Source organism: Sphingobium sp. CFD-1 (genome assembly GCF_024611115.1).
In the GTDB taxonomy this organism is placed as follows: domain Bacteria; phylum Pseudomonadota; class Alphaproteobacteria; order Sphingomonadales; family Sphingomonadaceae; genus Sphingobium; species Sphingobium baderi_A.
In genome coordinates, this window is record NZ_CP084398.1 from 964,502 (window position 1) to 987,607 (window position 23,106).

Here is a 23,106-nt window from a genome sequence, read left to right on the forward strand (position 1 = left end):
GCTCAGCTCCGCATCATGATGAAGCCCGCGGGCACGTTGCCATCATGATCAAAATGCTGTGCAGATATCAAAGGCAGTGTGGCGGATCCAACTGCGCAAGTCTCGGTCATATCGTCGACGGCGTTCTGCGCTCCGGCGTAAACCAGTTCAAATCCCCCTAGGGGCAATGCACGCACATATCCGTCCAGGGCTCGCAAGTGGGCATGACGCCAGACATGCCGGATGAAGGCATCGACCTTTCCCCGGCAACTGGCGACCATGCGCACCGCCTTGCGCTTTCCGCCGGTCGGCCGCTCGGCATCCGGGAACAGGGCTTCGATCAGGGTGCCCGCCGTATCGCGGGCCTGCCCGTTGGTCACGAAATGATGCAATCCCATATCCGGATTGGCGTTCACCTCAATCACCACCCAGCGCTGGTCATTCGGGGACCGGGCGATATCCTCCGCGAGCAGGTCGAACCCAATATGGAGGGGATTGAAGACGGCCTTTCGCGTTTGAACGGCAATCTCCGCCCAATCTGGGTGGGCGGTATCGGATACATCCACGCTTTCGCCGCCGGAGCCGATGTTTGCCACGGAATGCAATTGCAGATAATGGCCGCTTTCCAGCACCGTCCGCCCGTCCATGCCTTCCTCGGCCAGATTGCGAAGCATCATCGGGGTCAGCCTAACGGGCTTCGAGCCGTCATGCGGATTGCTCTTGCGGCGTTCATTCTTGAGCGCGATCAGTTCGTCGATATTGTGCCTGCCATCGCCGATCAGATGGGCCGGCACGCGCTGTGTGGCAGCGCGGATCACATTGCCGATGACCAAAACCCGGTAATCCCTGCCCGTATGATATTCTTCCACGATCACCGTGCGAGATCCGGTTTCCAGTGCTTCTGTCCAAGCCTGCTCGAAGTGCGGGAAGGTCGTGATATCTGTGGTGACACCAGCGCCGCCCGATCCGCTTGCCGGTTTGATGACGGCGGGCATGCCGAGTGACTGAGCGAATGCCCAGGCCTGCTTGATCTGTTCTGCGGGAAAAAGATCGCCTTGCGGGACGTGCACGCCGGCATCCTGCAGCAATCGCTTGGTCCAATCCTTGCTGCCGGTGGCGGCACGCGAGACGGCAAGGGTTCCATCGGACATGCCCTGGAAGAACCTGACCTGCCGCTCACCGTCCGAAAGGAGCGTGATTTCCGGGGTCAGTGCCGTCACTTCAAGGTTGCGGGCATACGCCGCCTGCCTGAGGAGGCGCATCTGTGTCGAATAGTCGCGTTTGAACGAATCGCCCCCGCACGTAGCGCCATGAGAGGGAGCTGGATCAATAACCGGAGGCGCATGGGAATCAAGCCCGGTTGCACGCTCCTTGACGATCCGGAAGCTCTCGTCGAGCAACATGCGGGGCAGTTCGGTCGCCGGTTGGCCATAGTCCGCAAAGCAGGGCACTGCGATGGCCGGATTGGAATCGACCCTGATGACCGAGACATTCTCGTCATGATCCGCGGGCAAGGAGAAATCCTTCACCCTCAGGTTGAGACCCAGCAGGATAGAATGTGAGAGAGTGTTTGCGGCACGTTCGACCAGGGCGACAATCGAGGGATGCAGATGACCGATGATGCTAATGCATTTGTCGTGGGCTGCTCGACACACGGCGGCGGCCAGCTTGCCGGCCACGAATACCATCTCGACTTCAGTGCCGGCGACATGGTCCTCGACAAGGACCCGTTGCCCTTTGGATGCGGCTTTCTTCCAGGCGGTGAGGAAAGCTGCTTCATTGGCGAGGCCAGTGGTCGCATCAACATTTCCAACACCCCGGACGGGCTTTACAACCTGCGCGTACATGCATTGACGGAAATGGGTAAGCGCCCTTTTGCGATCGGCAAAAATGCGACCTCTCGGCACAGGGATTCCATGATCCGTGAGGAGCGCCCTGGTCGCAGCCCTGTTTGCGGTAATCCGACTCGAAGCTATTGCAACTTCAGGGGCGTTCTGCCGGAAGAAAATTTCATAACCATCCTTGGAGACGCGGTAAATCAGCCCTCGAACGGTCTCGACCGCAAATCCTTGCGACAGAGCCACATCGCTGATGAGCGTGCGAGCGATATTCCGCTCCTCGCCAAGACCATCCACCGCGGAAAAATCATTGGCGCCTTCAGCCATGATCCCTTCAAGAATCCGATTATTGGAGCTCGGATCGAAATCCTGCCTCATCTTGGGAGCTGCCATCGCAGTCCGTGTTGCGCGCGAACGCTGAGACTCGCTGCCGGAAATTTCACGGATGGCGGTGGCCAGGTCGATCCTGGCCGGACGATATTCCTCGATCTCACCGCTTTCGATGCGCTTTTGGAGACCATCGAGAAACGCATGAATGTCGGTGACGTCCAGACCCACTAGATCGCGCACATGGTAACGCCACCAGGCCATGTCGAGGATGCGGGCGATCGTCGCTTCATCGAACCTGTATTTGATGACCTTCGCGGGCGAGCCACCCACTATGGCGAAGGGCGGCACATCCCTGACGACAACAGCGCCCGCAGCGACGACGGCGCCATAGCCGATAGTCACGCCACCCCTGAGCAGCGTAGCGTTCCCGATCCATGCATCGTCCTGGATGACGAGCGGCCCTCTTATGGTGTTCTCAAAGGGCGGAACCTCAGCCTCCACCTCAAATGTCCGTCCCATCCAGCGTGTATAATATTCGCGGCATGCAAAAGGATGGGTGCTGATCCTGTCGAGCGGGTGCTCATTGCCGATCAACCGAGAGTAAGGCGCGATGCTGCAATAGCGTCCGACGTTAGCCCCGCTGCCAAGGGCCGAATGCAGATAGGAAAAGGCCCCGCAATTGCTGAAGCCTTTCCTGCCCGACATGGATGCAAAGGGCTCAAGAGAGATCGGACCTTTCAGTGTTATCTCTTCGCCTTCGCGATAAATGCCGCGCGTTTTGAACGGGTGCAGCAGGTAGATATTATGACTGAGGAAAAACTCCTCGATCGCTGAGGTCCACCTGAACTTGAACGGATAGTTAATGGGTTCTGCGGTCATCTCTTTATCGATCATCATTCCGCCGCGACCGATGTTTCCACGCGGCTCTGGACGAGCTGCGTCAATCGTTCGCAGACTTCCCCGAAGTCGGAATCGCGCCGCGAGCCCTTGATCAGCAAGAGGTCGCCTGATCGCAGTTCACGATGGAGATATTCGGCAAGTGCCGAAGCTGATGAGAAATGGGGTCCCATCAACCCATGGGGCAGAACGGCCCGCAGGAACTGCATCTCTTCACCGTGCGTCAAGATCAGGTCGGGCGCGGCATCGAGGAGAGGCGTGGCGAGGCTTTCGTGCAAGGATTGGCTGAGGTCGCCCAGGTGAACGATCCGCCCCAATATGGCGATCTTGCGTCCATCGCTTCGCGTCGGCGCCTCTTTGAGAACGGAAATAGCGTTGAGCATGGAACTCACCGTCGCGTTCCAGCTGTCGTCGATCACATCAACCGTACCACCGTCACGCATCGGCAACTCGAGGCGACGCAGCCGGCCTTCTTCAGGCTCAAAGCCCGCAAGTTGCCGCGCAGCGGCCTGTAGATCGTACCCCGTCGCGTAGAGCACGCTCATCGCCGCCAGCGCGTTGTTCATCATTCCGCTTCCGGGCAACGGCACGTGAAGGTCTATGAGCTCCCCTTCGGGCGTGACCAATTGCACCTGACTGCCCGTGTCGGTGTGCTTGCGGTCAAGTACGCGCAATGTTGCCTTTGGGCTGTCGCCGAAAGTCACGACCCGCTTTGCATGCTCCTGTGCTGCCGTAAGCACGGTATCGAAGCAGGCAAGATGCTCGCCGACGACCGCGACCGCAGGCCCCGTCAGGCCATCGAATATCCGCGACTTGAACTTGGCGGTATCTTTAACCGAAGCGATCCGCTCGCTGCGCGCCTGCGATATCCCGAGTTCTGTTATCAACGCCACCGTCGGCTTGATCTGGCGCGTGATCGGTCCCCGCCGCATCCAGAGAGCGCTTTGGGCAATTTCCACGATGGCCGCGGAATGATAGCCCGCGAGATTAGCGAGCAGCGCTGGCGCGCCCACACGCGAGTTGTAATTACCGAAACTCGCCAGTGCTCTCGTTTCCTTGCCCAGCAGATGCTTTAGCATGCCGACGGTCGTCGACTTTCCGGCCGTGCCGGTAATCGCGATGACGTCGCCCTCGAACCGCTGCCGCGCCGCAAAACCCAGTTCGATGAGCGCCCTAATTGGATCATCGACCTGCAACAGAGGAAAACCCTTGGGCAGACCCGGGACCGGTCGCGCCACTATAGCGCCCGCAAGACGTCCCGCATGACGCGCGAGCACATGATGCGTGTCCCAACTCTTGGCCGCTGAACTGAACTGCTCGTGAAAAGCGAGTGCGTCATAGTGGGAAGCCACATAGAGAACCGGATCATCGACATGGTCGACATGGCCGAAACCGCGAATGATTGAACGGACGAACCAGCCTGCCGGAGGCCGGACCAGCCATTTCCCGCCTGTCACCAACTCGATCTGCTCGGCGGTCCAGGTCTGCCCCGCCTTGGGCCTGAGGACGTCCGCAGGAAAATCGGTTCGGTAGTTGCGCGTCATGCGGGTCACATCGGCGGGTGAACCCGTTGGAGCGTCCAGCTTGATCCGGAGCGGCAGCGCTACAGGCATGATTGCTTCTCGCCCGGAAACCGCACCGACTGTCAGTTGCAGGTCGATATTGTCCCAGTCTTTTATATAGGGTGGCCGCAAGCCATAATAGTCGCGGTAAATCTGCCCCGGTTTCCAGCGGGTCGTCGGCATGAGCCAGTCGCATGGGTCATGGTCCATGCCCAGGCCCCAGGGTTTCATGGTCGTCGTGGCCACGGGCACGCCGCGAATATCGAGTCTGATATCCTCCGCGACCGGTGCATCGGCGCGCCAGAATGTTTCGACCCACAGCATCCGGCGACGCTGGATCTGCTTTGGTTTCACCCGCACGCCGAGCAAAGTTAAAGGCCCCAACTGCACAGGATCGATACGTGCATCTTCGGGCACATCATCGACTAGCCACCTGTCATCCAGCGTATAGGCGGACTCCATCAAAATCGGCGAAGTCATCAAGCCATTCGAGGCCGGTTTCGTGGAACGGCGTGGCTTTCTGCGCCGAACCGGCGGAGACAGCTCGATGATGCCCGTTCCGTTAACTGCGCACTGCAAATGCGTACCCATGGTTTCGCATTTCTGGCCAAACTTCCGTATCGCCTCGATCGCATCTGGCCCTTCCAACTGCCTGGTGAAGCCAAAGCCTCCGGCCAGCGGCGTGAACACAACCCGCTCGACGCCATTGTTGCTCAATTCGAGGGAGAACAGCCCCGCGTCGAAAGCGGTGCTGCGGATGGAATCAAACAATAAATCTCCGGCGTCGTGAATGATCGGTCGCTGCTGATAGATCTCGACGCCCTGGAGCACATGGGCGGAAGCCCCCAGAACGGCATCGGCTCCTGCCTCGATCAAAGCGTGGCCGACTGCAATTTCATCGGCGTCGGGCTCTTCGACGAGATTCGTGCCCCAATGCACGGCTACGACGACTACATTGGCTTTCTCACGCGCCGCTGCGATATGACGTGTCATTGTCTCGCACCACAGGCCGGGGGCTTCGGGAGGCAGATAGGCCGAGCCTGGCCGATCGTCGGTAGCGGCAAATCGGTGCTGGGTAGAATCGATCGAGAAGATCGCTACGGTAAGATCACCGGCTTGGCGGAATAGTGGTGCGAACGCCTCATCGACGGTGCGTCCTGTGCCGACATGGCCGATACCGGCCCTATCGAGCCATTCGCCCTGATCGACCACCGCGTCCGCTCCATAATCTCCGCTATGATTGTTCGCCGTTGCGACGACATCGACGCCCGCCTGCGAGAGCAGACAAGCCATCTCCGGCCTGGCACGATAGTAGTAGGGACCATTCTCCCCCTTTTTCGTGCCCTGCTCACCCTTGGTGGTGACCACGCATTCTAGGTTGACCACCGCTATGTCAGCGGCCGCCAGCGCGGGAACGCGCACGATATTTGCTGCCTCCAGATCAGCGGTACGGTAATGCTGCCGGCGGCCGAGATTGACGTCTCCACCCCAAGCCAACACCGGCCCCTTTTTCTGGGGAGCGGCTATCAGTTCCTGTGCCTTCGCTGATTTGCTTAATAGATAGTACCGGTAGGCGACCAAGCCTGAAAGATAATGTTCAACATCATCGATACGGACACGGAAAGCGTGGTGACGGATGAAGAAGGAGCCGACAATGCGTTGCGGATTGGCGAAGAACATCGCCAATTCCGGCCAGAAATGGCCATTCAGAAGGTAGCGCGCACGGTAATGGAGAGCCCGTTGGAACTTGGGCAAATCGATTTCATCCAGCAGATGCCGCATCTCCGGCATCGTCTCGATGCGGTCCAGCATCGCCTGGGCGGCCATCATCAATTCGAGCAAGGTCGGGAACGTTGTGATCCGATTAAGAATAAAATCCAGATAATCCTTCACATTCTGGATGCCGAACCGAAAATAGCGCTCATCGGGACGGTAGCGGGTGAGTTCGTTGACGCAGTAACTCAGCCAATGGTCATTATGCCGCCAATGCTCCTTTGCGATGAAATGCTCGAAGGCCTTCTCCACCGTCGTTAGCCAGCGCTCATCCTTTGTGAGGCTGTAAAGACGCATCAGGCCGAACGCAGCTTCGCCTTCATAGTAGATGGTTCGAAAAGATTCCTTGAGCGTGAGATCCGGGAAGTTGAGAACATGGACAAAGGAGCCGTCACGGCTCCGCTGCATATACTGGACGCCAAGGGCGAGCTTTTCGAGCAAAGGAAGATTATCGATGCAGCCGGTCACGGCAGCATGACGCGTGAAGGCGAGGATAGCCACTGCATTGGCACCAAGCTTGATTTCATTGCCAACATCAACAAGGAACGCCGCTTCGGTGCCGTTAGGGAGCGTAGCGGTACGGATCGCTTCGTGGCATAGCCAGCCTAGCGACCGGTCTATCGCCGCCCACAGCCTTGCATCCCGCGTCACTTCCCATGCCTCTATCATGGCATAGGTGGTGCTCGCATGGCGAAGGGCGTTGTAGGCCGGGATTTCCCGGTCGAAACAGGGATGCCAGCCATAGATGAAGCGACCATCCTCCCCAACCTGTCCCGCGAGGAACGAGCTGCTGCTTTGGAGCAGTTCAGTTAGGATATCCTCATCCAGTGTATCGATAATACGTCGGCCAGCCGACCTGCCTGGTCCCGCAATCTCATGCACTGCATCGCGTTTCTCCAGATCAATGAAGAAGCCGCGCGAGGAGAACATCCAGACTGATGTCGCATCGCTGAAGTCCACGCCGGCAAGGCCGTGGCGCAACCGTGCATAGCGCTGGAAATTCTTCTCGTTCACCACGCAATGCGGATATTTGGGGCCGCCATAGAACATGGCGTTTGCGTTGATTTCAGTTTCGAGGAAAGCATGGCGGCAATTGGGATCGAGCGAAATTCCCTGCCGACAATAGTTCCGCTTCACCTGAGTGAGTTGCTGTTTGAGCGTTCCCCAATCGTTGTGTCGGATGCCGTCAATGAGATCGACGCGCAGCCAGCGGATCGTGTTTGGATTCTTCCGCGTTATCCGGTCCAATCGTGAGACGCCCCTTCGCCAGGCGTCGTCAAAGGTCGATCCGCGATAGGTCTCAACGCGGGCTCGCTTGTGGGTGTCGGTAAAAGAAAAGAAGAGAATATATTCTGACCCCGCCTGGCCCACGGGAACGGCAGCCTCCTTCAGTCGATCGTAAACGGACTGCATCAGCAGGGAAATCGGATTATCGGTCATGTCAATCTCATCGGATTTTGCGCGGGGAGCATGCCCGTGCACTGAAGGGGGTATGATCCGGGTCATCGTTCGCGAAGCGCCTCTCGGGCGCGGTTCATCGGCTTGAGAAGGTAGTCGAGGACCGTCTTGCTACCGGTATGCACATCAACAGTGGCAACCATTCCGGGGACGATCGGAAAACGCTTGCCGTTTTTATTGATGAGCGCGTTGGTCTGCGTGCGGACAAAGACACGATAATAATATTCGTCTCGTTTTACTTCATCCTGGATCGTGTCGGGGGAGATGCTGGACACTTTCCCATCGAGACCGCCATAAATAGCATAATCATAGGCGGTTATCTTGACAGTCGCCCTCTGGCCGGGATGAATGAATGCAATGTCCCGCGGCGACATTCGCGCCTCGATCAATAATTGGTCATCGAGCGGGATGATTTGCATCAACTGCCCGCCTGGCGGTATCACGCCGCCTTTGGTGGATACCTCGATATTCTTGACGATACCCCGCACGGGCGAACGCAATGTCAGGCGGGAAAGGGAATCGGTACGTCCCTTGATGGTCGCCGAGAGCGTTTCGATGTCAGCATTCGCTTTGGCGAGTTCCTCGCGCGCGGCGACCATGTATTGGGACTGCAGATCGGATTTTCGAAGCTCAAGGTCCGCGACCTTCTGCCGAAGCCGCAAGACCTCGACATTGCTTGCGGCGCCGACGGGGACCAGCGATTCCGTGATCTTGAGCTCGGAACGGGTCTGGGCCAGGGCTTCCTGGAGCCAGCGGACGGATTCGGCGACGCTGTCTCGCCGGCTCTGATAAAGCCGGGTTTCCTGAGAGATCAGGTCGAGATTACCCTTCAAATCCTTGGGGAAGGTAAGAGCCGTACCATTGACCTCCGCGGTGAGCCGCGCCGAACTCGCCAACGCAGCACGATATTTGGCAGTGGACTCATCGACATTGGATTCGGTCAAGGTCGGATCGAGCCGGGCCAGTATCTGGCCTGGCTGAACGATATCGTCCTGCCGGACCCTGAGGTCGGCAAGAATGCCGCCTTCCAGCGACTGGATGATCTGTTCGCGCATGGTGGGCACCACGCGGCCCGACCCGGTGGCCACTTCGTCGAGATCGGCAAACCACGCCCATACAAGGAAGGCCGCGAGGCCGACGCAGATAAGCGCCACGACGCGCTTTGATCGGCTGAGGCCAACATCATCTTCTTCCCCAAAAACTAGACTTGCATCATGGTTTCCGGCGGTGATCTTGAAACGGTCGGATATTCCGGTCCGGGCAAGCAACCTGCGCCAGCCGCCGTCATTTTGTTTGTCCATCATACTTCAGTTCATCCCGGTCTGCGCTGCGGGAGCAGCTTTGCGCGGGGTGCCTCCACCTTTGAGGACCTGATCGCGCGGACCGTCCCGCAGGACTTTTCCGCCATCGATCACGATCAGGCGATCAACCAGATCGAGCACTCGTGTGCGATGGGTTGCGACAACCAGGGTTCGCCCGCGACACCATGCGCCGAAGTGTGCGATGAATTGACGCTCGGTCGCCTCGTCCATTGCGGCCGTGGGCTCATCGAGCAGGACCACGGAGGGATTGCGGATGATGAGTCGCGCGAGTAAAAGGGCCTGCTTCTGCCCGCCCGACAGCCCATTACCACCTTCGAGAATGACATGATCGAGCCCCTTGGGCAGGCGGCGGATGAAACCCTCCGCGCCGACCATCGTCAGCGCCGCAAGAATGTCGTCGCCCGAAGCCTGTGGCGCGCCGAGCAGGAGATTTTCTCGGACGGTGCCATGGAACAGACGGGCCGTCTGGGTCAGCATGCCCACGTTGCGCCTGACGTCCGCCGGATCGATATGGGCGAGCGCGACGTCATCGAGCAGGACTTCCCCGGCCGAAGGTTCCAACAAACCGGAAAGCGCCTGGATCAGTGTCGACTTGCCGGCACCGTTGCGGCCGAGCAGGGCGACTTTCTCGCCAGGTGCGATACGTAGCTTGCGTGCTTCGAATGCAATGGGAGAGGTGTCATCACCGTAGCGGAGGACTGCATCGTTGAGCTGGTAATTCCCGTTGATCACGGGTCTGTGAATCCGACTTTCCCGTTCGGGATGGTCGACCGGCAATTTCATGATGGCGTTGAGGCTGTTAATGCCCACGCGGGCTTGTTGAAGGCGGCTCATGATCGAGGTGACGCGTGCCATGGGAGACATCATGCGTGCGCCCAGCATGGACAAACCGACCAGAGTTCCCGTTGTGATATCGCCCGCCATCACGAGCGGAGCGCCAAAGAACACGGTGGATGCGTAGGTCCCACCGCGCACTTTAGCGGACCAGGTCGTCAGATTATTCGTCACTTCCCGCAGCTTCAGCTGCGCCTCGCCGGTCACTGCATTATAGTGATTCCATTGACGCTGGAAGCGTTCTTCGGCCTGCAGCATCTTGATATCTTCAATGCCCTGGATCGTCTCGATCAGCAGGGCATTCCGCAGCGAGGACTCCCGCATCGCCTCTCGCGCATAGGTGCGCAGTTTCCTCTGGGCCAACAGCCCAGGTACGACGAGCAGGATGAAGGCGCCGATCGGGACCAGCACCATAATACCTCCGAGATACCAGAAGATCACAAGGAAGATGAGGAAGAAAGGAATGTCCGCGAGCGCCCCGACCGTGGTCGAGGTCAGCATTTCGCGTACCTGTTCGAGCTCGCGCAATTGGGAGATGAAGGAACCGGTCGAGGTGGGCCGCGCCTGATTGCGAACTCTGAGCGCATGGCCGAAGACCTGATCGGACAGGCGAATGTCAGCGCGCTTGCCCAGCTTGTCGATGATGCTGGTGCGTGCCCGCCGCAACAGGAACCCGAGCGCGATCGCCAGCACCACGCCGCTGAACAGGATGTAGAGCGTCGGAAAAGAGCCGGACGGCACCACCCGGTCGTAAACCTGCATGGAAAACAGAATGCCCGACAGCGTCAGAATATTGGCGATCAGCGACCCCAACAGCACATGACCATAGGGTCGCAGATCCCGGACCACGATCTTACGAAGCCACTGGCTGTCAAAAGGTTCGATATAGGCATCGACCCGGGCGTCCGCAGCCTGGCGAGCGGGCCTCAGAATGAGAACCCGACGCAGGCCATCGAGCATTTCCATGATCGGAAGCGTGGTTTCGAGGCCCTGATCACCGACGAGAACACAATGTGCGCCGCCGCGTTCGTCCAGCGAGCGCACGACGACGATCTGGCAGTCCCGCAATTCCAATACGAGAGGCAAGCGCCAGCTGGATGCCGTCAGGTCGAAGCCGTGAGGATCGTCGAACCGGACTCTTAACCCAAGCCTGCGCGCGACATTGCGGAGCCGTTCCGTCTCGTTCTCATTGACATCCCATTGACCCGAGAGCGTTGCTGCCTGGGTTGACATGGAAAGGCCATAATAGTCGGCCACGACCCGTAGGGCCGAGACCCAGTTCTCGACAGGGATTGAACGCGCAAGCGGTGAGGGCGACGACGTGTCCCCTTGTTTTGGCAATGCGATGGATGCAGACATTTCGGTCATAGAGTTACCCCCCGCACTACGGTGCCGGTCAGCGCGTAAGCATCGCGCAAGGCGCCGCTGTAATAGAGACAATCGACATTGAGGCGGCGCATGTCATGCACCGCATTCACTTCATCGAAGCGTGTCTGGTGATATTCCTGTTGGGCATTGAGCAGGTCCAGCAAAGTCCTGGTTCCCAGCTGGAAATATTGCAGTCGATAGAGCGTGCCGGTTTCTTCCATATCGGCCCGGCGCTTGCCGAGCGTGTTGAAACGCTCGGTCAGGCTGTCGATCTGTTCGCGGTTTTCGGCCAGTGTCCGGTCGGCCTCGAGGCGCGCGGCCTTGAGCGCCGCATCGGCCGATTCCAGCATGTGAAAAGAGGCGCTCTCCCGCGCTTTACGTGCGCCGCCCTGATAAAGGCTGCTTGAAACCGTGATGCCGACGGTCACGTCGTTGCGTTGGGCAAATGGATCGCGCAGATTGGTGTCGATATCTGCGCCCATGGACACGGTAGGGAGGCTGGCGGCGCGGGCGCCGCGATAGGCGGCCTGCGCTTCATCGCGTTTGGCGACCGATTGCATGACCGAAGGAAGCTGGTTCCAATCGGGTTCACGAACCCGACATGTCCGTTCCAGCCAGTCTGGCACTTCGGGAGCAACGTCCAGGCGTCCTTCCCAGCCGACGAGATAGCGCAGATTGCTCTCCCAGCGCTGCACTTCGGCGGTGATCTGCAATATAGTCGCGCGTGCCGCCTCAATGCGCGCTTCCGCCTGGGATCCATCGGAACGAGTACTGGCGCCGCGCCGGACGCGCAACTGCACCAGCCCGTTGATCTCCTCGAGGCTTGTCAATTGTTCCCGGGCGATGGCCAGAAGCGCGCGATAGCGCTGCGCTTCGATGACCGAGAAAGAAGTGTTACGGGAGAGATTGTCGACCGCGAGCAGTAGTTCAGCCCGGCTGACCCGTTCCGCAGCTCTTGCCCTTTCGACTGAACTGCCGACCTTGCCGAAATCGTAGAGCATTTGCGAGGCTGACAGTGTCGCGCGTGGTCGCCAGCTTGTTCCGCCGGTGATCGACATGCTCGGTCCGATGCCAGCGCTGATCTGCGGACGATATCCTGCCTGGGCTTCCTTGATGTCCTGACCGCTTGCCGACAGCGCGGCGATGGCCTGATCAATGGAAGGATACCATTTGACCGCGCTTCGCACGGCCGATTCCAATGTGAGAACTGTTTGCTGCCCCGTCGGTAGAGGCGCTGTATCCTGGGCGTTGACGACGGCGAACCCTGGGAATGACACCAGGGCGGCGCTCATGATTAACGACATCCTGCGGACCATCGGTAAATGAATTGCGGGTTTGTGCCTTGTCACCAGGCGTCCTTGAAACTGCTTGTTTTTGGGAGAAAAGGAGTGCCGGGCGTCGACCCGGCACTCCCAAAGTTTCGGTCAAAAGACCGAGAGCCTAGATGTGGCTGTCGACATCATCCTCGGGGAGCGTGACCGTATCCGCATAGTGGAGCGGATCGTCGCTTCCCGTGTCGGCATCCGGAATGATCGAGGTGTCATGGCCTTGCGGCACACCCAGAGCATCCAGATCGACATCGCCATCATTGCTTTCGAGCAGATAATCGACGTCGCTGCCACCATCGTCATCATGGTGCGTCGGATGGTCGGACTGACCATCGTCGGCGTGGCCGTCGTCGAACTCGATCGAGTCCGCCAACAGCATTGCGACGGGCGGATCATACGGCCCATCGCCATGGCCGATCGAGATATCCAGGGATGCCTCCTCGACCGTCCCATTCGGATGTTCGAGGCGGTAGGCGAATTCATCCACCCCGTTGATATCCCCGAGATCCGAATGCGGCTGGTACGAGTAGCTGCCATCGGAATTAATGGTCAGCGTCCCATGGTCGCCTTCGATCGTTGTACCATTGTCCACCTTGACGAAAGTGCCGGTGCCATCGTCCACCAGGAACTTGGTGTAGGAGGAACCGAGCGTGTCATCCGCCAGCACATTCCCCGTCGCCGGATGGGTGCCGTTGGTGACGAACTCGTCAAGATGGGTGACAGATTGCCCCGCGAACGAGAGGGACAGTGTGCCGCCGAACGTTGGCCGTGTAGGCGTGGTGTACGATGCAGTGACAGTATAGCTGCCTGCACCCAAGTCACTAAGTATCTGATCGATACCCAAGCCACCAATGCCAAGGAGTGCACCACCCGCACCTGTCAGAACTTGATGATAACCATCAGGCCCATCAATTGTCACGGTCAGCTTATCATTGACGGTATCAATACCGCCAGCAACCTGACCAACATCGGGGGAACTGGCAGTGAATTTTATGCTTGCCTGTTCATTTTCCCCAACGGTGAAGGTCCTTGTGACCGTAGCACTGGTACTGCCAAAGCCGCCAGCAACGGAAGCCGTACCGGACCCGCTCGGACCACCAGACTCCACGAGGTAAGCGCTGTCGATAACAGCGTTGCCGCCATTGTCAGTTGCGTTCATCTCGAGAGTTGCCGACTGCGTCAGATCTTCCGACCAGATCAGGCCCTGACCATCACTGTCGATCTGCACATACAGCGTCGCGGTGCCGGTTTGGCCGGAACCATCCTGGACGGTGTAGGTGAACTGGTCGACCTGACCAATGCCCGAACCGCTCGTGTCATTCGGCGTGTAGGTGTAGCTGCCATCGGAATTGATGATGAGGTCACCATAAGCGCCGTGGATGGTTTCACTGCCACCGTCCGGGACCGTGACACCGTTCACTTCCGTTACGGTCGTTCCCGGTGCATCATTGTCGGTGACATTGCCGCTGACGGACTCAGCATCATAGCCACCAACGGTGGTATGATCGAAATAGTCAATCGCAGCCTTGACGTTGACCAAGGTGAGCCCGGTAATGCCAGTGGCCGCACCCATGATGCGATATTCGCCGGCAGGCAGATCATTAAAGGTGATACTTGCCTTTTCCCCGCCAAGATACACCAGGTCGATAAGACCATTCTGACCGATAGAGGTCATGTTGGTCCAATTGCCTGAAGCATCCTTGACCTGGACAAGCGCCTCCGCGCCATTGAACAGGCCCAGCAATCCGTTCGTTGACACTTCAAATGTAGCGTCAGCTGAATGGTTCTCCTGCACTGTGAAACTGACGCGCGGCGCACTGTCAAAGATCGCCTGAGTCAATCCACCAAGGTCGAGAAGAATCAAAGCAGTGTCCGACTTGTCATCATGTCCTGACAGCGCTGGTTCGATGTTCAGCTCAGCACGTGCATAGTCATCCTGAGCGTCGGCGTCGGCATCAGCGTCGGCATCGGCGTCAGCGTCAGCGTCGGCATCCGCATCGGCGTCCGCATCGGCGTCGGCATCAGCGTCAGCGTCAGCGTCGGCATCGGCGTCCGCGTCCGCATCGGCGTCAGCATCCGCATCCGCATCAGCGTCAGCGTCGGCGTCCGCGTCAGCATCGGCGTCGGCATCCGCATCAGCATCCGCATCAGCGTCGGCGTCCGCGTCCGCATCGGCGTCGGCATCCGCATCGGCGTCAGCATCCGCATCAGCATCCGCATCAGCGTCGGCATCCGCATCAGCATCCGCATCGGCGTCGGCATCCGCATCCGCGTCAGCATCGGCGTCGGCATCCGCATCAGCGTCGGCATCGGCATCAGCGTCGGCATCCGCATCAGCGTCGGCATCGGCATCAGCGTCGGCATCCGCATCGGCGTCCGCATCGGCATCAGCGTCGGCATCGGCATCCGCATCCGCATCCGCGTCGGCATCTGCGTCGGCATCCGCATCCGCATCAGCGTCGGCATCCGCATCAGCGTCGGCGTCAGCGTCCGCATCTGCGTCAGCATCCGCATCCGCATCCGCATCAGCGTCGGCATCGGCATCGGCATCAGCGTCGGCATCCGCATCAGCATCCGCATCGGCGTCGGCATCCGCGTCCGCATCCGCGTCAGCGTCCGCATCGGCATCCGCGTCCGCATCCGCATCGGCGTCGGCATCCGCATCGGCATCAGCGTCAGCGTCCGCATCGGCGTCCGCATCGGCGTCAGCGTCGGCATCCGCATCGGCGTCGGCATCAGCATCGGCGTCCGCGTCCGCATCGGCGTCGGCATCCGCATCGGCGTCAGCATCCGCATCCGCATCCGCATCAGCGTCGGCGTCAGCGTCAGCGTCGGCGTCCGCGTCAGCATCGGCGTCGGCATCGGCGTCGGCATCGGCGTCGGCATCAGCGTCAGCATCGGCGTCCGCGTCAGCATCGGCGTCGGCATCCGCATCGGCGTCAGCATCCGCATCCGCATCAGCGTCGGCGTCAGCGTCAGCGTCCGCATCCGCATCTGCATCGGCGTCCGCATCAGCGTCAGCGTCAGCGTCGGCATCGGCGTCCGCGTCAGCATCGGCGTCGGCATCGGCGTCGGCATCAGCGTCCGCGTCCGCATCGGCATCCGCATCGGCGTCAGCATCCGCATCCGCATCCGCATCGGCGTCAGCATCCGCATCCGCATCCGCATCCGCATCAGCGTCGGCATCCGCATCGGCGTCGGCATCCGCATCCGCATCAGCATCAGCGTCGGCATCCGCATCGGCGTCGGCATCCGCATCCGCATCAGCATCAGCGTCGGCATCCGCATCAGCGTCGGCATCCGCATCCGCGTCAGCATCGGCGTCGGCATCAGCGTCAGCGTCCGCATCTGCGTCAGCATCCGCATCAGCGTCGGCATCAGCGTCGGCATCCGCATCGGCATCAGCGTCAGCGTCAGCATCGGCGTCAGCGTCGGCGTCCGCATCGGCGTCGGCATCCGCATCAGCGTCAGCATCGGCGTCCGCGTCCGCATCGGCGTCGGCATCAGCGTCAGCATCGGCGTCAGCATCGGCGTCGCTGTCAGCGTCAGCATCGCTGTCGGGTCGGCTATGGTGATCGTCGTCGCCGGCCAGAGCAATCACACCGCCCAAGGCGGCCAGACCGGCCAATGCGCCCGCAACTGGAAAAACGCTGGCCGCCTCGGTCGATGCGGCGGAACCCAAGATGACATCGAGGGAATTGATCTCGGAGAACTGGAAGTTGCTATATCCAGGACTATGGCGGCCCCACCAAAGATTGCCGTCATCGTCCTCCAGGACGAGTTCGCTCTCGTCGCCATTGGAAGCCTGGACGTAGAAATTCCGGATACGGATTGTTTCGCCCGACTGCAAAGTCAGGATGAGATCCTGGCCTTCCTTTGCGTAGGACTGGACATCCCTTGGATGATAAGGAAGCTCGACAACGCTCGCCTGGTCAAGGGAGATGACGTTGCCAGCCTCTTTGAGGTCCAAAGTAGTGGCAGATCGATCTGCCCTACTTATTATTTTAGTAGCCATGATTGGATATGTTCCTCCATGCTATTTGGTGAAGGATTATTTTTTTATGACTGCGCTCCCTCGACGCAGCACAGGGGGAAGTAAAACCAGGGCGAAGCCGATGGATTTCACTGCCCAAACAAGCCGGTGAATTTCCGGCACATGAAATGGAGGTGGCGAGACGCAGCACCATGGGGGACGCGCTTTTGCGCTGTTTGGTATTGCGCCTCGCCTTCCCTGGGGGCGACCCGAGGGAATCGGAAAGAAGTGCAAGGACGTCAGAGTTCAACGAGGCGTTGAGGCCTGCGTGCAACCATTTCAGCGTCGCTAACGCCGAGGCCATCGGATCAGAGTTATTCATTTGAGGAGTTGCCACGCGGCCCATCCGACCGCGACCCAGAAAGGAATGACGGCGGGGATCATGAACACGACCCACCTGACGATCGGGCTCGGTCCCTCGTCCGCTGGCAGGTGGCAGGTGGACGATGAATTTCTGACAAGTGGCGCCTGAGCCGGAAGAGCCGGTATCGACCAGCACGCGTAGGCGCCATCATTGGATGGCTCCCGCGCGCCGGTGGCAGCGGCTCTATTGTCGATTGTGGAGGATGAATCGTGTGTACGATTCATGTCATAGCACTCGCGGTCCGGAGGATCAGCCACCAGAGGATCGGGCTCAGCGGCACAGCGATGAGGCAACCCTTCGTGAATCTGCGGTCGTCGAGCGCCGGCAGGTCCGCTTCATCCGCCGTCGCGACGGAGCGCTGACTCCATTTCGTTCCTTGGCTGACCCACTCCGTCATGCCGTCAGGATCCGCGTTGAAGTGTCAGATTCAGGCGTGGCAGCGAGTGTCGAACTGCTCGCCCGCAACGCCGGAAACGTAGATACGGATGCTTCCCGATGACCATGATGAGGTGTCCGGACTTGGAGACAATCGCCATGTTGCTCTCGGCTTCGGACAAGGGCCGTGCATCCCCTGTTTGATCGCTGATCGCTCGCGAGGGAAAGGCTGTGTTGATGCCGCGCGAGGGGGGCAATCAGGTCGATGGCGAGTTGCACATGTTCGCCGGCGAGATCCGTACCGCGGCCCGCGAGCAGGCGCTGCGCAATCTTAAGTGTTGCCAGCGCATGCTTGAGCGCCCGCCTGTCCGGCAGATGCTCGCCGTCATCATGTCGGGGGCACGCCGAGAGATCGTCGGATGTCATCATGATGACCAGCCCACGACGCTGGCGTTTGTGAGCAGTTCGTTAAGGCTGCCGCTGAAACCGGTGCTCTCGGCGCCCCATCGCCACCTCCGCGTCAGACCAGGGTCACCATGATGATAGCCCTGCTGCCATTGAGCGCCAGCTTCGAGCGCCAGCTGGCATTGGTCATCATTCTCAATACCTTCGACGATGACGAGCGGGACGAGAGCATTGGCTAACCCCACCAGATGCATGAAGGCGGTGCGATCTTGCACAGACCGTGCTGCACGGGCGACGAAGAGGCGGTCTATCTTCGCGATATCGGGCTTAAGGGCGAGAAGTTGACGGATTGACGCGAATCCGGTGCCGAAATCGTCGATCGCGATCATGCAGCCTAGCGAACGCATTCGGGATGCAAATGTCGTTGCCTCAGAAATGCTGGGGATGGGGGTCGTCTCGGTGATTTCGATGACCAGCCGTTGCGCGACCCGGCGGTTCCGGGCCAGACGCTGCGCAATATCCTGCCACCAGCCATCAAACCTCGTGCTATGCGCGGAGATGTTGACGCCAAGGGTAACGTCTGGCTGCTGCTCAAGCTCGGCGATGACCGCCTTTATGACATAATGGTCGAGAGCGCGGACGAGACCCAGGCGTTCCAGCGCTTCTGGCAGACCACCGGGCGGATGACTCTTCCCATCGGAACTGATCAGACGGATCAGGCATTCGTGGTAGAGGATACCGACCGCCCCACCGACACCGCTCACCGGCTGCCATGCGAGGGCGACCTCACGGCTATCATGCCGAGCCGGCGAAAAGCGAATCGAAGCCTCTATCGAGATGGAGGCATCGGTCGATTCGTCAGCTTCAATCGCGCCGAACAGTTCGGCGGCCGCTTCCATATCTGCGCGATAGTGCTCTTTCCACGCTTCGCCGTGGCCGGGCGCATCGCCGGGAAAACGGATACGCTCAAGTGCGTGCAGGGCGCTGGACGCCGGTGCGCCAGGTTCGTCATGTTTGCCAAGGTCGGCTCCGGCCCACGCCCCTGATACGGAGAGTAGCAAACGTTCGCCAGAGCAATCGAGAGGCACCATTGCGATCGCGGAGCAGAAGGAATGAATCCAATTGTCGCAGGCCTTTGCAAGCGGCTGTTCGCCGAGCAAAGTGTGGTTCCAGAGGAGCACTTCCAGCCGACCGTCAGACTCGGTCGTGACGAGGCCGTCATCGCGGATACTGTCTGCAAAAATCTGGTAAAGTTCGGCAAGTGCCGATCGCGCCACCTCAGCCCCGTAAGCCCGCAGGAGATGCGGGTAGTTGTCGATCCGAAAAATGAAATGAACCGCTACGGAAGCCAAGGACGACGGACGCCGATGCAGGAAGTGAATATTCGCACTCCCGCTCCCTTCATCGTTCCAACCCCCTGGAACCATTTGACACCCCCCGTAACGCAATGGGCGGAACCCACCAACATGCGACGGTCTAGCCAAAAGTGTATCAAATGGCAATGCCCTTCGGCATGGGCATGATTGTTAATTTTTCGAAAAGGTGACTTTTTGACCGAAAAGTTCTGTATGAATTCGCTACATAACGCCAAAATAAGCTCCGAGAGATCCGATTTATCGGTGCAGTGAAAATTCCGGTCTTCTTTGTTTTCTCGCACACCCGCATCACTTTCGTAGCCATATTCATCGTTTTCTGTATTCTCACGATTATCTGAGAAGCCCTCATCCCACATGCGCGAAGCGATCTGTCTTTCTTCGGGGCCCATAGCGCTGGTATATATTGACGTAGTTTTGATATCGGCATGCCCCAACCAGCGCTGCACGAGATTCAACGGCACGTTCGATTGGATCGCGCATATCCCGAAGCTGTGGCGCAAGCCCTTTGGTGTGGCTTGAGCGCCTTTCACACCGGCCTGCTCCATGACCTCCCGAATCCGCCGATAGCCTGTCATGCGCGACCACGGCCACAAACGATCCCCCGAGCGCTGGACTTTGCCTACAAGCAACTTCAGGCTCTGGAGTAACTCATCCGGCAACGGAATGGCGCGAAAGACCTGCTTTCCTCGCTTCTTCAGGCATTCGATGATGGCTTGTCCTGCTTCGAAATCGAGGTTCCTGTCAGTCAGCGCCAAGGCTTCGGAGATGCGGCAACCTGTGGCCGCAATAAAACAGCAGAAGGTTCTGACCCGTTCGGACCGGCTTTTTGTAGCAGCAAGGAAAGCTGCCCTCTCCGACTGCGTAAGATATTTTCTCTGACCCTCGCGGTTATACATCGTCCAGAGCATCTGCTGACATTCCTCCGTTTTTTTCGTGGAGGTGGTCCTAGCGCCAGAATGGCCGTTAAGCTCCTGATTTCGCTGGATTGATACACTTTTGGCTAAAGCGTATCGCGCATGATTTGGCATTGAATTTCTCCTGTTCGATAAAATCACCTTCCTGCCGTGACACAATGCCTGGATCGCCCTAAACGAGGCACTCTTTGCGTTGCGTCGGGCGGCTTGCCCGGTGGTCCGCCTGAAGGACGGAGCGAGATGTTACTATGCCCGGAGACGCATCATTTTGCTGCTGGCGAAAGGTTCGTCAGTCGTAAACGCTTCTCGGTTGATCGCCCGGTTTAGCTAGAGCCCTCGCCAATCATAGATTGCCCCGCCCCCATTAGGTTCAAGCCTGTCGTCTCCGCGCGGGACGCGAAGCGCTTGAGCGGCAGCTTTCAGGGAGCGGCTTCGAAACCTCCAACGACCGCTCTGTCGGCGAGCATCGACGATTAAACCAGCATGTGTTGCTTCAACAGCGTCTCGAGCCAGTCTGTAAACGCCTGTAGTCGAGGCGTGAGATGTTCCCTGTGCGGATAGAGCAGCGTCATCGGCATGGGCTCCGCGCGGTAACCGGGCATGACCTCGATCAGTTCGCCGGCTGCAAGGTGGATCCGCACATCATACGCCGGAATCTGGATCAGCCCCAGACCGGCAAGGCAGCAGGCGATATAGGCCTCCGCGCTGTTCACCGTCACGCGCCCGCGCAGGGGCATGGTACGCAGAATTCCATGTTCGACCCACTCCCAATCCTCAACCCGCCCGCTGGAAGGGGAAGCGTAATTGACGGCCCAGTGGTTTTCGAGCTCGCCCGGCAGGCGGGGCATTCCATGACGTTCCAGATAGTCAGGGCTGGCGACGTTGATGAGCGGCAGTTTGCCGATCGACCGCGCGATCAGACCGGAATCGCTGAGGGGGCCCACACGCACAACACAATCGACGCTGTCCTCCACCAGATTCACTGCGCGATCGGTGACACCCAGATCAATGTCGATCTGCGGATAGAGATCGAGAAAGGCGGGCAATGCCGGGGCGACAATCAGCCGTCCGATCCGTCCCGGAACATCGACACGCAACCTGCCCGACGGCTGCGCTGCGGCATGCCGGAACAGGTTTTCCGTGCTCTCGACCTCCGCGATCACGCTCTGGCAACGCTCGTAGAAGGCGGCGCCATCCTGTGTCGGCGCGACCTTGCGCGTCGTCCGATGGAGCAGTCGCGCGCCTACGCGCCGTTCCAGCTCCTGCACCGCCGCCGACACGGAGGAACGCGGCATGCCAAGCGTATCGGCCGCGCGCGTGAAGTTCGAACATTCGACGACGCGCGTAAAAATGCGGAACAGGTCGATGCGATCCATCCAGGAGTCCTCAATTGTGCGTAATTTCTGACAGGTGATGTCAGAATGGTCGTCTTTATCGTGCAATAGCAGGCGTTATGATCTTTGACGACAGCGACCGACGCGGTGGTCGCACTCCGGCAAAGGAACCCGTTTCATGACCGATCACAGCATTCAGGGAAAAACCGTCATCATCGCCGGCGGGGGCAAGAATCTTGGCGGATTGATTGCCCGCGATCTCGCCGCCCATGGCGCGAAGGCGATCGCCATCCACTTTAACAGCCCCGCATCGAAGGCAGAGGCCGACGAGACGGTGGCAGCGGTCAGGGCCGCGGGCGCCGAAGCTGTCGCGCTTCAGGGCGATCTGACCAGTGCGGGTGCTGTCGAGAAGCTGTTCGCCGATGCGGTCGCCGCCATCGGACGGCCGGATATCGCGATCAACACCGTGGGCAGGGTGCTGAAGAAGCCGATCCTTGAAATCACCGAAGCCGAATATGACGAGATGAGCGCGGTCAACGCCAAGAGCGCCTTCTTCTTCATCAAGGAAGCAGGCCGGCATCTGAACGACAACGGCAAGCTGGTGACACTCGTCACCTCGCTGCTCGGCGCCTATACGCCCTTCTATGCAAGCTATGCCGGGACCAAGGCCCCGGTCGAGCATTTCACGCGCGCCGCCTCGAAGGAGTTCGGCGAACGTGGGATCTCGGTGACGGCGATCGGGCCGGGTCCGATGGACACGCCGTTCTTCTATCCGGCCGAGGGCGAAGATGCGGTCGCCTATCACAAGACCGCCGCCGCTCTGTCGGCGTTCTCAAAAACCGGCCTGACAGACATTGAAGATATCGTACCCTATATCCGCTTCATGGTGTCGGACGGCTGGTGGATGACCGGGCAGACCATTCTCGTGAACGGCGGTTACACCACCAAGTAAGGGCTGAGAGGGCGGTCCGCTACCACGGCAGGCCGCCCTGCTTTTATCGGGCACTCAACCGCAGCCTATTGAACACAAGGCTCATACACCATGCCCGCATCTGACCTGAAGGTCGAAACCCGCATCGGCGTGCGCCGCAAGCCGCGCCGCATCCTCTCCATCATGTCGAACACGGCCGAGTTGAAGGGTTGCCCGGTCGGCTTCTTCGCCGAGGAGATGGTGCGGGCCTTCCTGATGTTCACGGAAGCCGGGCAACGCGTGGATCTCGCTTCTCCCCAAGGCGGCGAGGTGATGTTCGATACCCACAGCGATCCGCGCACGCCGGACGGCGCCCATGCCGACGATCTCATCAGCCTTGGCTCGCCCATCACGCCAAGTTCGGTGCGATGCTGAAGGACACGCTGCCGATCAGCGCGGTGAATGTGGATGATTATGACGCGGTCTGGGTCGCCGGTGGTGGCGGTCCGCTTCTCACCTTCAAGGATGACACCGCGCTGCATGCGTTGATCGCAGCTTTCTATGAGAAAAGCAAGATCGTGACTCTGATCTGCTACGGCTCATCGCTGCTTTTTGTGGACCCGCCTCCATTGTTGCTACGAATCGCCGAAATGTCGGCGGGGAGTTGTCCATCAAGAGAGCATCCTTGACGAGCATCTACCCATGC

At 59.5% G+C, this 23,106-nt stretch carries 14 protein-coding genes and 1 pseudogene; 3 read left to right on the top strand and 12 right to left on the bottom strand.

From position 1 onward, the window contains the following. Nucleotides 1-2: 2 nt before the first annotated feature. The 12 genes and pseudogenes from LDB26_RS21515 to LDB26_RS05050 all read right to left on the bottom strand — a co-directional run bounded on the left by LDB26_RS21515 (nt 3) and on the right by LDB26_RS05050 (nt 21,532). The gene (locus LDB26_RS21515; RefSeq protein WP_306812050.1) at nt 3-3,026 is read right to left on the bottom strand and encodes a hypothetical protein; all 3,024 of its coding nucleotides are present in this window, start codon (nt 3,024-3,026) and stop codon (nt 3-5) included. Between the two features lie 14 nt (nt 3,027-3,040). After that, nucleotides 3,041-7,819, bottom strand: coding sequence for a CapA family protein (locus LDB26_RS05000; protein ID WP_062064481.1), 4,779 nt, complete (start codon nt 7,817-7,819; stop codon nt 3,041-3,043). A 62-nt stretch (nt 7,820-7,881) separates the two neighbouring features. After that, nucleotides 7,882-9,141, bottom strand: a complete 1,260-nt coding sequence (locus tag LDB26_RS05005; protein ID WP_021244340.1) for an HlyD family type I secretion periplasmic adaptor subunit — start codon at nt 9,139-9,141, stop codon at nt 7,882-7,884. Nucleotides 9,142-9,144: 3 nt separating this feature from the next. Continuing rightward, nucleotides 9,145-11,361: a type I secretion system permease/ATPase gene (locus LDB26_RS05010; protein ID WP_092957170.1), complete on the bottom strand. Its 2,217-nt coding sequence runs from the start codon at nt 11,359-11,361 to the stop codon at nt 9,145-9,147. After that, nucleotides 11,358-12,653, bottom strand: a complete 1,296-nt coding sequence (locus LDB26_RS05015) for a TolC family protein (RefSeq protein WP_062064482.1) — start codon at nt 12,651-12,653, stop codon at nt 11,358-11,360. Before LDB26_RS05015 ends, LDB26_RS05010 begins: the two co-directional genes overlap by 4 nt. 148 nt (nt 12,654-12,801) lie before the next feature. Further along, nucleotides 12,802-14,553: a cadherin-like domain-containing protein gene (locus LDB26_RS05020; RefSeq protein WP_257540758.1), complete on the bottom strand. Its 1,752-nt coding sequence runs from the start codon at nt 14,551-14,553 to the stop codon at nt 12,802-12,804. A gap of 47 nt (nt 14,554-14,600) precedes the next feature. Continuing rightward, complete coding sequence (locus tag LDB26_RS05025) at nt 14,601-16,286, bottom strand: hypothetical protein (RefSeq protein WP_257540761.1); 1,686 nt, start codon at nt 16,284-16,286, stop codon at nt 14,601-14,603. Between the two features lie 115 nt (nt 16,287-16,401). Further along, a pseudogene (locus tag LDB26_RS21600) lies at nt 16,402-16,704 on the bottom strand (BapA prefix-like domain-containing protein); the annotation flags it as partial. 775 nt (nt 16,705-17,479) lie between these two features. Beyond that, nucleotides 17,480-17,890 carry a hypothetical protein gene (locus LDB26_RS05035; protein ID WP_139181285.1) on the bottom strand — a complete coding sequence of 137 codons (411 nt, stop codon included), beginning with the start codon at nt 17,888-17,890 and terminating at the stop codon, nt 17,480-17,482. Beyond that, nucleotides 17,887-19,218: an EAL domain-containing protein gene (locus LDB26_RS05040; protein ID WP_062064484.1), complete on the bottom strand. Its 1,332-nt coding sequence runs from the start codon at nt 19,216-19,218 to the stop codon at nt 17,887-17,889. Before LDB26_RS05040 ends, LDB26_RS05035 begins: the two co-directional genes overlap by 4 nt. Next, a complete protein-coding gene (locus LDB26_RS05045) occupies nt 19,206-20,270 on the bottom strand; it encodes a site-specific integrase (RefSeq protein ID WP_231746255.1) in 1,065 nt (354 codons plus the stop codon). The genes LDB26_RS05040 and LDB26_RS05045 overlap by 13 nt, the downstream gene beginning before the upstream one ends. A 359-nt stretch (nt 20,271-20,629) precedes the next feature. Next, entirely contained in the window at nt 20,630-21,532 is a 903-nt protein-coding gene (locus LDB26_RS05050; RefSeq protein ID WP_062064487.1) for a LysR family transcriptional regulator, read from the bottom strand. 136 nt (nt 21,533-21,668) lie between these two features. Between LDB26_RS05050 and LDB26_RS05055 the strand changes: the two genes are divergently transcribed. The 3 genes from LDB26_RS05055 to LDB26_RS05065 all read left to right on the top strand — a co-directional run bounded on the left by LDB26_RS05055 (nt 21,669) and on the right by LDB26_RS05065 (nt 23,089). Next, the gene (locus tag LDB26_RS05055; protein ID WP_062064489.1) at nt 21,669-22,442 is read left to right on the top strand and encodes an SDR family oxidoreductase; all 774 of its coding nucleotides are present in this window, start codon (nt 21,669-21,671) and stop codon (nt 22,440-22,442) included. A gap of 90 nt (nt 22,443-22,532) precedes the next feature. Continuing rightward, nucleotides 22,533-22,835 (top strand): hypothetical protein, encoded by a 303-nt coding sequence (locus LDB26_RS05060; protein WP_197413579.1) that lies wholly within the window; start codon nt 22,533-22,535, stop codon nt 22,833-22,835. Next, nucleotides 22,829-23,089: a DJ-1/PfpI family protein gene (locus LDB26_RS05065; RefSeq protein ID WP_197413580.1), complete on the top strand. Its 261-nt coding sequence runs from the start codon at nt 22,829-22,831 to the stop codon at nt 23,087-23,089. The genes LDB26_RS05060 and LDB26_RS05065 overlap by 7 nt, the downstream gene beginning before the upstream one ends. Nucleotides 23,090-23,106: the final 17 nt, after the last annotated feature.

Bases quoted from the DNA above. Each gene is read 5' to 3' on its own strand.
- LDB26_RS21515 (WP_306812050.1), bottom strand. From the start codon at position 3,026: ATGACCGCAGAACCCATTAACTATCCGTTCAAGTTCAGGTGGACCTCA.
- LDB26_RS05000 (WP_062064481.1), bottom strand. From the start codon at position 7,819: ATGACCGATAATCCGATTTCCCTGCTGATGCAGTCCGTTTACGATCGA.
- LDB26_RS05005 (WP_021244340.1), bottom strand. From the start codon at position 9,141: ATGATGGACAAACAAAATGACGGCGGCTGGCGCAGGTTGCTTGCCCGG.
- LDB26_RS05010 (WP_092957170.1), bottom strand. From the start codon at position 11,361: ATGACCGAAATGTCTGCATCCATCGCATTGCCAAAACAAGGGGACACG.
- LDB26_RS05015 (WP_062064482.1), bottom strand. From the start codon at position 12,653: ATGAGCGCCGCCCTGGTGTCATTCCCAGGGTTCGCCGTCGTCAACGCC.
- LDB26_RS05035 (WP_139181285.1), bottom strand. From the start codon at position 17,890: ATGATGACATCCGACGATCTCTCGGCGTGCCCCCGACATGATGACGGC.
- LDB26_RS05045 (WP_231746255.1), bottom strand. From the start codon at position 20,270: ATGCCAAATCATGCGCGATACGCTTTAGCCAAAAGTGTATCAATCCAG.
- LDB26_RS05050 (WP_062064487.1), bottom strand. From the start codon at position 21,532: ATGGATCGCATCGACCTGTTCCGCATTTTTACGCGCGTCGTCGAATGT.
- LDB26_RS05055 (WP_062064489.1), top strand. From the start codon at position 21,669: ATGACCGATCACAGCATTCAGGGAAAAACCGTCATCATCGCCGGCGGG.
- LDB26_RS05060 (WP_197413579.1), top strand. From the start codon at position 22,533: ATGCCCGCATCTGACCTGAAGGTCGAAACCCGCATCGGCGTGCGCCGC.
- LDB26_RS05065 (WP_197413580.1), top strand. From the start codon at position 22,829: ATGCTGAAGGACACGCTGCCGATCAGCGCGGTGAATGTGGATGATTAT.